This window comes from Cellvibrio sp. PSBB006 (genome assembly GCF_002162135.1).
GTDB lineage: Bacteria > Pseudomonadota > Gammaproteobacteria > Pseudomonadales > Cellvibrionaceae > Cellvibrio.
The window spans coordinates 2,550,634-2,564,057 of record NZ_CP021382.1; the positions used below are offsets into that span (position 1 = coordinate 2,550,634).

Annotated in this window: 7 protein-coding genes; 2 read left to right on the top strand and 5 right to left on the bottom strand. The window is 49.1% G+C overall.

The genetic code is table 11. The annotated features are described in order from the left end of the window. Window positions 1-43 precede the first annotated feature (43 nt). From CBR65_RS10675 to CBR65_RS10690, 4 genes are all read right to left on the bottom strand, one after another. On the bottom strand, window positions 44-1,897 hold the full coding sequence (locus tag CBR65_RS10675; protein WP_087466833.1) for a family 43 glycosylhydrolase: 1,854 nt from the start codon (window positions 1,895-1,897) through the stop codon (window positions 44-46). Window positions 1,898-1,942: 45 nt separating this feature from the next. Continuing rightward, window positions 1,943-3,865 carry a glycoside hydrolase family 97 protein gene (locus CBR65_RS10680; protein WP_087466834.1) on the bottom strand — a complete coding sequence of 641 codons (1,923 nt, stop codon included), beginning with the start codon at window positions 3,863-3,865 and terminating at the stop codon, window positions 1,943-1,945. Between the two features lie 269 nt (window positions 3,866-4,134). Next, complete coding sequence (locus CBR65_RS10685; RefSeq protein ID WP_087466835.1) at window positions 4,135-5,196, bottom strand: aldose epimerase family protein; 1,062 nt, start codon at window positions 5,194-5,196, stop codon at window positions 4,135-4,137. Between the two features lie 165 nt (window positions 5,197-5,361). After that, window positions 5,362-6,414: a family 43 glycosylhydrolase gene (locus CBR65_RS10690; RefSeq protein WP_087466836.1), complete on the bottom strand. Its 1,053-nt coding sequence runs from the start codon at window positions 6,412-6,414 to the stop codon at window positions 5,362-5,364. A gap of 154 nt (window positions 6,415-6,568) precedes the next feature. Here CBR65_RS10690 and CBR65_RS10695 point away from each other — a divergent pair, with 154 nt between their 5' ends. Next, a complete protein-coding gene (locus CBR65_RS10695; protein ID WP_087466837.1) occupies window positions 6,569-7,588 on the top strand; it encodes an arabinan endo-1,5-alpha-L-arabinosidase in 1,020 nt (339 codons plus the stop codon). A 142-nt stretch (window positions 7,589-7,730) separates the two neighbouring features. On the opposite strand, the gene CBR65_RS10700 is transcribed toward CBR65_RS10695, so the two are convergent. Next, entirely contained in the window at window positions 7,731-10,106 is a 2,376-nt protein-coding gene (locus tag CBR65_RS10700) for a glycoside hydrolase family 127 protein (protein WP_087466838.1), read from the bottom strand. A 400-nt stretch (window positions 10,107-10,506) separates the two neighbouring features. Here CBR65_RS10700 and CBR65_RS10705 point away from each other — a divergent pair, with 400 nt between their 5' ends. Continuing rightward, on the top strand, window positions 10,507-13,323 hold the full coding sequence (locus CBR65_RS10705) for a TonB-dependent receptor (RefSeq protein WP_087466839.1): 2,817 nt from the start codon (window positions 10,507-10,509) through the stop codon (window positions 13,321-13,323). Window positions 13,324-13,424 lie beyond the last annotated feature (101 nt).

Here is a 13,424-nt window from a genome sequence, read left to right on the forward strand (position 1 = left end):
ATTAACCGGGATGCATACACGCTTCACATCCCGGAGAGAAACATTACTCCACCGCCCTCAATTGAAACGTTTGGCAAATGGTATCCAACGCTGGGGCTTGGGCCAGGTTGGTGCCATTGGCCAAACCGCAATGCGCCAGGTCCATGACTTGTTGGCTGTGGCGAGCGACAAGACGTTGGGTGCCGTTGGGTAGGTGCTCGATGCGCCATTGGCTGTTATTGCCGGTGCATTTGTTGAGCGAGATATTGGCTCCGGCGACGACTGCAGATTTTTCTACGGCTAGACACGCACCGTTGTCCGAGTGGATTTCAAAATAGCCGGCGTCGGTGGGGTTGAATGACCATTGTTGGCAGGCGTCGTTGCGCCATTCGGATTGGGTGAGGTTGGCGGTGGGGTTTTTTGTGCAGTCTTCGGCGGTTAGCATCTTGCCGCTTTGTACGCTGGCGATGGCGACTTTGCCGATGGGTTGTGCGCGCCATTGGTCGCAATGTTCCGCGGTGCAGTTTTCGGCGGTTAATGCGGATTGCGTTGCGCGGTTGACGAGGCGTAACCAGCCGTCGGCTTGCGCTTCGAGTTTCCATTCCTGGCAGTTGGCGTTGGTCCAGGGTGATAGCTGTATTTCTTGCGCAGAACATTGGCTGAGGAAATTGCCGGTGGCGTTGTGGGCGAGGCGGAAGTAGCCGTCACTGGTGTAGTCGAGTACCCATTGCGCGGTGTCGCCCTGGCAGGCGGCGTTTAATTGATTGCCGGCTTTGACTAGGCATTGATTGCTGCTGCGATTGACCAGTTGATATTCCGCGCCCAACACACGCGTGGTCAGTGGGCCGTTTTCGCCGGACGGTAAAACAACGGGTGTGCCTTCGGCAACCGGTTCACCAAATTTTGGGGTGCCGTCTGTGTTCCAGGTAAATTTTTGGGCGCGCACGGAGCGCGTTGCGCTGCAACCGTGTTTGGGTGATGAGTTGCCGTGGTAGACGATCCAGTCTTCTGTGCCGTCCGGGGATTTAAAGAAGCCGTTGTGGCCCGGTGCGTATACACCGTTGGCGGTTTGGAAGACCGGCTCGGCGGATTTTTTCCAGGATTCCGGTTTCATCGGGTCGTCGCCTACCAACTCAAGTTGGCCCAATTTGTAATCCGGGGTATCACAAAAACTTGCGGAATAAATCACAAAGGTTTTGCCGTTGTGTTTAAGAATTTCTGCACCTTCCGTTACCTTGCGACCGCTCTGTTCCCAGTCGTAGGTCGGGCGTGTTAATACCATGCGCGGTCCGGTGATGGTCCAGGGATTGCTCATCTCGGAGATAAAATTTAATTGCTCATCGCCGACCCATTCGGACCACAGTAAATACAATTTATCTTTGTGTTGAAAATAGGTGCCGTCGATATTCCAGCTGTTGGGCATAGGTGAGCCTTTGTATTCGTATGGTCCCAACGGATCATCGCCCACACTTTCAATCACACTTAAATGTTGGTGATCGAGTGTGCCGTCCTGGCCGGATGTATACATCACGTACCAACGCCAACCGTTCGGACCTTTGAGGCGATGAAACTCAAACGCCCAAAAATTACAGCAACGTTCAAATTCTGTGTGTGACCAGATGTTGATCGGTGTTGCAGTCGCCAAGCCGGATAAGGTTGGTGATTTGCGCATGACCAATTGCGATGTCCAGGTGGTCGTCGTGAGATAATAATTGCCCTGGTAATATTCCAGCCAGGGATCGGCGCCGTTGCTGAATAATGGATTGGTAAAGGTTGTCGGTTTACTATCAGTCTGTGAATTTTTTGTTTTTGGTGCGTCAGCGGTATTGCCCGCACAGCCCGACAATATCAGTGATAGCGTCAGTAATAACAATGGCAGGGGCAGGCCCCGCTTTTTAAACTTCTCAACAAGGTTCATTCTGTTTTCTCCACAACAGTATTCAATTGCATTTGGATTTAATTTTTATTCAAAGACCATCACAAAACCACCAGCCGGCTGCATGGTCAGCGCTACATTAGTTGATGCACTCACCGGCCGTTTTACAAACGAGCGCGGCTGAGCATCGTCTTCAATGACATAACCCGTTTTATCGCCGATAAACGCCAGATCCAGGTTGAGGGTTTTCGTTTGTTGCTCGCCATTGATACCTGCAACAAACCAGGTATCACCCGCCTTGCGTGCAATAACAACGGACTTACCGGGATAACCATCAACAAATTTCACTGCATCCCAACGCGCAGGAACCTCGCGCATAAATTCTTTAACAAAGTAAGGCACGGTGGCCATGCCTTCCGGCGTTTCCACAATATGCTGAATACCGGAGAGAAAAATAATCGGCAGGGCTAATTGAAAACCGTTGCTGGTTTTGCGTTCGATATTGGGAATGTCATGGAATACGGTGGGCGTAAAATCCATGGGGTCAAACGCATTGCGGGTGAAGGGCAATATGCTGGCGTGACTGGCTTCCAGATCCGCCGTCTCCTGGCTAAAGGTAATCATCTCGAAGCCTTTCACCGACTCCATGGTCATCATGTGTGGATAGGTGCGTTGCAAACCGCGTGGCAAGGAAGAACCGTGATAGTTCACCAGCAGTTCATACTGCGCGGCATCTTTCAGGATGTCGTTGTAATACTGCATCATCGACTGACCGTCGCCCGCGAAGAAATCAATCTTCACGCCTTTAATACCGATTTCTTGTAACCGACTGAATTCCTGCTGGCGCTGCTCATGGGTTAATAACGCACTCTTGGGTGTGTACTCTGTTTTATTCCAGGCACCGGAGGAGTTGTACCACACCAGCAAGCCGACATTTTTTTTGGCCGCGTAGTCCACCAGTTCCTTGATTTTTTCATAACCGATCTTGCGGTCCCAATCGGCATCCACCAGGGTGTAAGGCCAATTCATATCCGCTGCGTAATCAATAAATTCTTTTTGGACGTCGTACACCGTGGCGTCGTCTTTTAATAAACCCCAACTCCAGGACGCGATGCCCGGCTTAACAAAATCCGTGTTCATCTCAATGGTTGGCGCGGCGAGATCCGTGCCCAGCGTAGATTCCATAATCGTGGCCAAGGAACCCACCGTGATGATGCGCCAGGGCGACGCAAACGGCAGCGTGGATTGTGCAAGCAATGCGCCGCCGGTAAAAACTTCCGGTGCCATGGGCGTGCCGATTTTGTACTCGCCACCCTCGGCCTGTTGTTGCAGACGCGACGCGTGGTATGTGCCGTTCATATCGGTTTCGGTTATCAAGAGCCAGGCATCACCGGCGTTAAATAATGCCGGAAATACCCAGCCCGCTTCCGTCGGTGCAGCGGTCCCCGCCGGGATAGCCATCTGGTAATGCTCTTCATAGGAGGGATTGGTGTTCATCCAACCGGTTTGTGCCACCGCAATGGGCTGCAACCAGGCGAGACTTTCTTTCGGCAGTGCAAAAGAGGTGGTTTCCCGCAGCACTTGTTTAACATCATCCGACTCGCCGGGGAATGCATAACGAAAAGCCACACCATCATCAGAGACTCGGAAGATAATCTTCAACTCACGCCCCTCGGCATTGGCGAAGGTGAACGTCTGCTCATTGGCGGTATAGGTTATCTGACGCTGCTTACCGGCCCACAGCTCGTAACTGTCGCTGATGGTCTCGATGGGCGATGCACTTTTCAGGGTCAGGTCGCGGGTGAAGTCGCTGTCGTTAAGCGCAATGCCCAACTGCGATGCTTGCAGTACTTCCGCATTCTGGTAGGTGATTGAATAGCCGGGGGCCGACTGGTTGTCGAGAAATACATCGACACGAATCCTGTTGTCAGGACTGCTTAATGAAACCGGCTTTTGCCCATTACATCCCCACAGACACAACGCGATCAGGCTGACGATCAAGACTTTCATCCGCTTTTCCTTCTTATTAATGGATTGATACCGGAGCCATATCGGCTCAATATTTATAATATAATATTCAAATTTTATAGTGGATGATCACTCGATGCCAGTGTTTCACGAGTAAATTTATGTTGGGGAGGGGGAAGAGGGTTCTTTGCCCGCGGATGGGAGCAAGGCACTGTAGGGAGTGGCGGCGTAGTCCGTGCCGCTGGGGCATTCTGTGGAGTATGTGGTGTCGGATTACGCCTACGGCTAATCCGACCCAGGGTTGGCCAAATTTATTGCACCAGAAATTTAAATATCGTACGACTACTATAAACCTCACCCGGCCGTAAGATTGTCGATGGAAAATCCGGCTGATTAGGCGAGTCCGGAAAATGTTGTGGCTCCAGACAAAAACCTGTGCGGTATGCGTAGGTTTTTCCTTTACCGGTCAAACTGCCATCGAGGAAGTTTCCGGAATAAAATTGCACGCCGGGCTCTTCGGTATATACCTCCAACACTCGCCCGGTTGTACTTTCTGTAGCGCGCGCCGCCAGTGTTAATTTTTCGGGTGCAGCTTTGTTTAACACAAAGTTATGATCGTAACCCAGGCCACAGCGCAATTGCTCATCGTCCTGATTAATATCCGCGCCGATTTTTTTTGCTGTTCTGAAATCAAATGGTGTGTCAGCGACTGCTTGCGACCCGCCCAAAGGAATCTGGGTATCATCAATCGGCGTAAATGCATCCGCATTGATCATCAACTCATGCTGCAAAATATCGTCCTGCCCCGCAAGATTAAAATAACTGTGCTGCGTTAAGTTGATCGGTGTCGCCTGGTCAGTGGTCGCATGATAATCCACCAGGATTTCATCTTCATTGGTCAGCGTATAGGTCACGGTAACCGACAGATTTCCCGGATACCCCTGATCGCCATCGCGACTGAGATAAAACAATTTCAGCCCCACGTGAGTGTCAGCAGTAAACGGCGTTGCTTCCCACACCACTTTGTCAAAACCGGTCACACCACCGTGCAGATGATTCTCACCATTATTGGTTGCCAGTTGATAGGTTTTACCATCCAACTCAAAACGCCCTTTGGCCAGGCGGTTACCGAAGCGACCGATTAATGCGCCGAAATAGGGTGACGCTTGCAGGTAGGGTTCCAGCTCATCAAAGCCCAGTGCTACGTCGGCGAACTCACCCTGGCGATCCAGGGTTTTAATATGGGTGATGATACCGCCGAAATTAATAATGCCGATCTCCATGCCAGACGTATTGGTCAGCGTGTACAGGTTAACGGTTTCACCTGCAGGGGTAGTGCCAAAAAAAAACGTGGAAATAGCGGGTTTTGACATGAAAAAGCTTCCGGGAAGGTCGTGGAGGAGCGGTATTCTACTGGCAATAGGTTTTAATGACTACAAGAAAACACGCCGCTCATTAGCGTGAACAATATCGTCAGCGACATTATTTGACGATAACAGTGAGCCGCGATAAACGACTCACTGCAAGGTCTGTGGAAATTATTCGACAAGCGGCTGCCAGGTTTCCGCGTCACTTAAATCCTGTCCAAAATTCGGCATACCATCCTTGTCCCACAACAACCGACGCACATAGGTGTGGCGATTCGGATCGGTTAGCGGCGTGCCTTTAAGGTCACGATAATCCCGCGCATGGTAAATCATGACATCGGTCTTACCATCGTCCGCCAGAGTAAAACTGTTGTGCCCTGGCCCGAAACGTTGCAACGCTTCCTGAGTAAAAAATACCGGCTGTGCGGATTTATGCCAGGAAGCCGGATCGAGCAGATCGGCACCCACATCCGCCCACAATAAACCCATGGCGTAATTGTGATCGGTGGCGCTGGCAGAATAGGTAACAAAAATTTTATCGTTACGAATTAATACTGCTGCACCCTCATTCACTTTGTAACCGATAATTTCCCAAGGCAACTCCGGTCGCGTCAACATCACTTCATGTTCATGCAATTCTGTGGGGCTTTTCATCTCGGCAATATAAAGGGCCGAATTAAATTTTTCTTCAGGATCTTTCTGCGCCCAAATCAAATAACGCTTATTGCGATGCGCAAAATGAGTAGCGTCAAGAGAAAAAGAATCGCGCTGGGTTTTAATACGTCCCAACTCCTGCCACTCGCCGTCCGGGGGGTTAGCCGAGGTGTTCGCCAAAACATACATGCGAATAAGCCAGGGTTGCTCGGCCTCACCGGCGGCAAAATAGATATACCAGATACCATCAATACGGTGTAGCTCCGGCGCCCAGATATTTGCACCCATCTCGCCCGTGGCATGTATGCGCCAGACAACCTGCGGCTCAGCATCAGCCAGACCTTGCAATGAATTTGCCTGCCGCATTTCTATTTGGTCAAAGGACGGGGAGGTAGCGATAAAAAAGTATTGGCCGTTATCGTGACGGTACACCCAAGGGTCAGCGCGTTGCGGGATCAAGGGCTGGGGGGCGGCCGCCGTAGCTTGGCGCGGCGGTGTGTTGCCGCAGCCGACAATCAGGCAGCAGACTATCGATAGACAGAAGGCGAACAGCGCCGCAGGGATTTTCATAAAACTCAACACTCCGGGTTGGCCCATCAGTGGACGGGCGATGTTATTCTTATCTCAACTTGGAGTATTATTATAATACAATAAATAGCCCATGATACCTTCGGGCTATTAATAAAATGAATAGAATTGTAAACAATCACCTCTGGAGCTTCTCATGCGTCTACCCTCCCTCCCCTGTTTGGCCCTACTGTGCGGCCTACTGTTGACCTCCCTGGCCTTTGCCCGGCAAGTGGACGTCCACGATCCAGTCATGGCTAAAGAGGGCGACACCTATTACCTGTTCAGCACCGGCCCCGGCATTACCTTCTACAGCTCTACTGATATGAAAAGCTGGCGCAAGGCAGGCCGCGTGTTTGCCACAGAGCCAGAGTGGGCACGCCGCGTTGCGCCGGAATTCAACGGTCATTTGTGGGCGCCGGATATTGTGCAGCACAAAGGCCAGTTTTATCTGTACTACTCGGTATCCGCCTTCGGCAAAAACACGTCGGCCATGGGCGTCACGGTAACGAAAACATTGGATACTTCATCACCGGATTATGGCTGGAAAGATCAGGGCATTGTCTTGCAGTCGGTACCCCATCGCGATATGTGGAATGCCATTGACCCGGCGGTTATCGTCGATGAAACCGGCACACCCTGGATGAGTTTCGGTTCATTCTGGGCCGGATTGAAATTGGTAAAATTGGCAGAAAATTTAACGGCCCTGGCTGAGCCGCAGGAGTGGCATACGATCGCTAAACGCGAGCGCTCCATCTTGCAGGACGATGCCAGCGCCGGTTCCGCCGCCATTGAAGCCCCATTTATCTTCAAAAAGGGCGATTACTATTATTTGTTTGCATCCTGGGATAAGTGTTGTCGCGGAAAAGACAGTGATTATAAAGTTGTCGTCGGTCGCGCTAAAAATATTCGCGGACCTTATCTGGATAAAGACGGCGTGGATATGAATCACGGCGGCGGTTCATTGGTGATCGCCGGCAATAAAGATTGGATCGCCCTGGGCCACAACAGCGCTTACACCTTTGGCAAGAAAGATTATCTGGTGCTACATGCTTATGAAACAGCGGATAATTATTTACAGAAAATTAAAATCCTGGAGATGACGTGGGATAAAGACGCCTGGCCAGTGGTTGATGCGAAAGCGTTGGATCGGTATCAAAGTAAGTTGATAGATTGAGGTATCTGTCGGATTACGACGCTGGCGCGTCTAATCCGACCTACGGGAACTACCGGGTAGGTCGGATTAGGCAAAGCCGTAATCCGACACACAATTAACAATGAAACACCAGCCTAGCGAAATACCAATCGCATCCGGCAAATCAATCCCCTCGCCCACCCCGCAACAAACGCACGTAATAAATACCACCGGCAATAGAATTCTTCTTTGCAACAAATTTCACTACCAGTTTTCCACCCGGTGCCGACGCGACCAACGCGCGTGGAAGCGGGTAATCAACTGTGTAAAAATCCTTATCTTTGCGCGCCTGCAATTCCACTTCAGCAATGACATGATCATTGATCACAATATCAAAACGGCGACCGGTGTCGCCGGAAAAGTAAGTCACCCGCAGAGTGGTAGCGACATGTTCCGGATCATTCATGACATAACTGAACCAACCTTCAGCGTGACGCCAATGGCGCCCCAGATGAATACCCATATCACTGCGTTCAGATTTCAGAAAATGATCCGACTCCGGTTGCTGCTGGCCGGGATTAACCTCATCAATTGTCATAGCGTCCAGCGCGAAGCGAGTGCGTTCCTTCATGCTATTCGCGGCCTGCAAGGCTTCAAATTGTCTCTTGCTGGTCATCGGCCAGTACAGGGTATAACGTGAATCATGCAATCGAAAAAACGGGATCAATTCCACCTGGCGAGCCTGATCACCTTCCATTGCCGGCGCACGGAAGGTTAAGGACTTTCCAGCCACCGGGGTGATTTTTTGCAGAAAATCCTTATCGTCCGTCACAAAGGTAGGTGCCGTATCCAGCGGACATAGTTGACCTTGCGCGATGTGCCCCATGCGACTGTCATCGGCAAAATATTGCAGTTTTTCCGTGGGAAAAGGCTGTGTCTTCGCTGCGAGTACGATAGGACCATGGAGCACAGCATAATAGTCGGATTGATCTGGCATCGACTCCATGTGCGTATGCATTGGGGTATCGATAGTCACTTTGTCGCCAGCGCGCCAATCACGTTTTATCTGTACATACTGACCCGGCTTCGCTGTAACGTTTATTTCTTTATCGTTGACGCGCACGGCCAGTGCTTTATTAGCAACCCAATTCGGGTAACGAATGTTCAGGGTAAACTTTCCGTTATTCTCAATATGAATTGCACTGCGCTCAGCATCGGGAAATGCCGTTTCCTGACGCACTTTGATTTTCTTCTCACGCCAGTTCAAGGTGGACGGAATAAACAAATTAACGTAAAGCTGATCGCCCTGATGCGCGTAAATCAATTCGCCGTACTTGCCGTGATTTTCAATCCCGGAACCAACGCAACACCACATCGCCTTATCCACTTGCGAATAAACGCGATAATGATTGGGGCGCATCGGCGTGAAATAAACGAGCCCGCCGGTATCCGGATGTTGTGAGGATAAAATATGGTTGTACAAGCCACGCTCATAAAAATCCAGGTACTTTAAATTTCCTGAAGATTCATAAAATAATTTGGACAGCTTCAACATATTATAGGTATTACATGTTTCTGGCCCCTCCACTTCCTCAATCATTGGCTGAAAATCATCAGCCGGGTGGAAATGTTCTTTCACACTGTTGCCACCGATCGCTACACTACGCTTCTCTACCACAGTCTCCCAAAAGAACTGCGCCGCATCATTCCACTTTTTATCATTCGTCGCATCGGCAATACGCTTGAACCCGATAACCTTGGGTATCTGGGTATTGGCATGCATGCCGTTCAGTTGATCCTCATATTGCAATAGTGGATTCAATAAATGGCGATGGGAAAAACGTTTCGCCAGGACAAGATATTTTTTATCGCCGGTTATGTCCGCCACATCGACAAATATTTCATTCATGCCGCCGTATTCGCTGCGCAACATCAATTCCATTTGCTCATCACTTAACGACTCGGTTAATCGCAGGGCCCAATCAGACAGCTTGACCAACATTGCCTTCGCCGTTTCATTACCGGCATAGAGATACGCATCACGTAAACCTGCGTAGGTTTTATGGAGGTTATACCAGGGCACCCATTTATCGTTGAGTGAAAAATTGTCGACCTTGATCTGGCCTTTAGCCAACGCTTTCCAGGCATCATCACCATCGGGAATGCCACCGAGATAGCCATTACCATTTTTATCCTGACATTTTTTTAACTCATCAATCATGTAATTCAAGCGCTTCAGCACGATTTCATTACCGGTTGATGCGTACATCAGCGCCAAAGCCGTGATGTAGTGCCCACCGATGTGACCATCGAGCCCGGACGATTCCCAGTTGCCGTAACTCTCTGCCTTTAACGGCAAACCCGCCTCACGCCGATAGGGCGCCAGCAGACGATCCGGCTCCATCGCGAGCAGGTATTGGAGATTGGTTTGCTCGGCGTGTTTGAAGGGGCTATCCAACAACCGAACGTCTTCCAGAGGAAACGGCTCTACCGCAGGAGCAGCGCCAACCAGTGCGGAATTAACGAGAAGTAATAACAAAATAGCAGCGAAAATTTTCATAAGACCTCTGACAGAAAAGCGAGAAGTTGCTCACTCGCACTCGTTATTATCAGGCCCCGAAGGCACCTCCTTTCTTGCTCCATGCATAGCACATAATCATCCTTAAATTAGTTTTGACCAGCAAAAAAGAACTAAGTGGCACGGCGGGAATGTGATGTAAAATGTGCCAAAATATCAATATAACTCAGTTCCTGTTATTCGTAACCATTTGATAAATAAGCTCTTTTTTCAGAATCAGCAACTCGGACTCGCTGCCTGGCGAAAAGTTTGATTATAATTTTATAATACAATATTATTGGTAGCGCCTCCAAGCGCAATAATAACTCACATGCCCGCCTGCACACTAACAATAACCTGTTGCAGCGCGGCGAAATGCTTAATCCTCAGGGGAGTAACAATAATGTTTAAGCGTTCTGTACTTAGCACCAGCATTGCTGTGGCAATCGCTGTGTCTGCCCAATCCGTTTTAGCCCAGGAAGAAGCCGATGATTCCATGATCGAAGAGGTCGTGGTGACGGGTATTCGTGCGAGCTTGACGAAAGGTCTGGATATCAAACGCAACGCCTATCAAATCGTTGATGCGATCGTCGCCGAAGATATCGGTAAATTTCCTGATAACAACGTAGTGGAAGCCTTGCAGCGTGTGTCAGGTATTCAGGTGACTGATCGCGGTGCGGGTGAAGTATCCAAAGTTGCCATTCGCGGCCTTGATGATGTAACCACTACTATCAATGGTAGGAATATTTTCACCGCATCCGGACTTTCTGTGGCCTTACAAGATATACCTGCGAGCCTCCTAGGCCGCGTTGATGTTTATAAGACCCGTTCGGCAGATTTAATAGAAACTGGCATCGCTGGTCAAATTGATATTCATACGCAACGTCCCTTTGATTTCGATGGTAGTAAAGTTGTTATTGCTGCTCGCGGTATCTATCAGGAACAGTCAGATGAAGTCGACCCGAACATCAGCGCTCTTTTCAGCAACCGCTGGGAAACTGGTGCCGGAGAATTCGGTGCTTTATTAAATATTTCCTATGCTGAAACCAATTATCGTGATCAGTCTGTTACAGCGGGAGCTATGATGCCTTTTGCTACGGATAATCCACCGGCAGGCTGGGCTCCCTATGAAATTATTCGTTCCACTGACGGACGTGCCACCGAAGACCCTATTTGGCAACCAGGACTCGAAGCAGGTCTACCGTTCGCACCCGGCTCCACTCTCGAAGTGAATGGTGAGGAAGTTGAATATTTGCTATCTCGCGACGCTATATTCGCTAGTGACTTCACCGGTAAACGCGAACGTCCTGCTGCAAATATCTCTCTGCAGTTTGCCCCAAGTGAAACATCGGAATATATGTTTGAAGCCTTTTACAACGGCTACCGCGATGAATCTTTCAACTCATTGCTTTTCTCCTTCGTTGATTGGTGGGGCAACCTTGGTGATGATCCCAGTTCAACCCTAAGCCTTTATGATGGGACAAACATCATAAAGGAAAGAACTATTGGGGCACCTTATAATTTTACCAGCGGAGATTTGCGCACTGGAGAAACCGATAGCTACGTTTATGCTCTAGGCGGAAAATGGGACATCACAAATAACTTCGAACTTGAATCAGAGTTGGTTTACCAAACCAGCGAATACAATGAGACCTTCTTTGCCATGAGAACGGAAAGGGTCACTCATGAAATCGACGTAGATTTCAACTCTGGTGGAGGTGTTCCCGCTTTTGGTTTCAATGATAATCCAGCCACTGCGGATATTGATGAAAGCAATGCCGCAGACCCTAGTCAATGGACTATCAACCAGCTTTATGATAACGGCAACAAACGCGATGGGGATGCTATCACTTTCACTATTGATGGCGATTATGGTATTGATGGGGGCTTTGTCAAGAATGTCAGTTTCGGCCTACGTTACGATGATCGTCAAGCATCTGAAGCACAACGAATTCAAGATACTGACAGGTGCGGCATTAACCCTGAGGACCCAACAGGCCCCGAGATTTGTTTGACTACCACCTTCCAGGATTTGCCTGGATTGGTACACATCAATAGCGCTTTCTTCGATGGCGAATCAGATGTGCCAACCTCTTGGGCTGTCGCCGATGGACATTATATTCGCAGTAATGCTGATGCTATCAGAAGAATGTATAACGAAGAGGCCGGAGCCAATCTGGCCCTAAGTGATCAGTTAAATGTTGTTGAAAATTTTAATGTTGATGAATTAACTACGGCAGTTTATCTACAGGCTGATTTTGAAACCGAGATCGCTGGCCGCGTATTGGATGGACAGTTTGGCGTACGCTATGTTTCAATCGATACCGATGTTGCATTCACTACCGGATCTGTGTCAACCAGTGTTTCGAAAGCATTGCCCAGCCTGATGGTAAGATATGGCATCACTGAAGACTTGATCGCTCGATTCAGCTATGGTGAAACACTCCGTCGCGCCGCGTTCTTCCAATTAAATCCCACCATAAACTATGTAGAGGACGTAACCAATATTGGTTACGGTACAGCTACAGGTGGAAACCCCAATCTTGATCCTACCGAATCCAAAAACTATGACGTTTCATTGGAGTGGTATTTCTCTGATTCAAGCTCCATCTATGGAACACTGTTCCGTCGAGAAGTAGAAGGCTTCGTTGTAGATTTTGCGCGTCGAGTCACCTATGAAGATTATGATTACATTCTTACTCAACCGGATAATGCTTCAAATGGTGAGCTTGAGGGCTTGGAATTGGGGGTAGTGTATTTCCCTGATAACCTTCCAGGTATACTCGACGGCTTCGGTATTCAAGCCAGTTATACCGCACTTGATTCAACTCAAGACATTCCAATCACCGATGACGAAGGAAATCTGGTTGGCACAGACACAACACCTCTGTTTGGTGTTTCGGATAGTTCTTATAGCGTTGTGCTAGCTTATGAAAGGGATAAGTTTGATGCACGCCTCTCATATGTCTGGCGTGATGACTTCCTGAACAACTATGAAGCTCGCCAATTCGCAAACCCATTGGGCATCTACCGCAAAGCGGAAGAAAGCATGGACCTACAGGTAAGTTATGACGTGACCGACAATCTCGTGGTGACATTTGACGCAACAAACCTGACTAATGAGTTGTATCAAAGTTATTATGAATATCCTACAACGCATAACTTCGGTTCTTCTCTTTACAGCCGAACCTTTGCCGTTGGTGCGCGATATTCGTTCTAGAAGATGTACTTCGAGTGATAAAAAGTGGCAGACACACGGCTGCCACTTTTTAAGATAAAGAACAATAATGATCAGCCATTTCTTTATATTTTTCTTTCTAA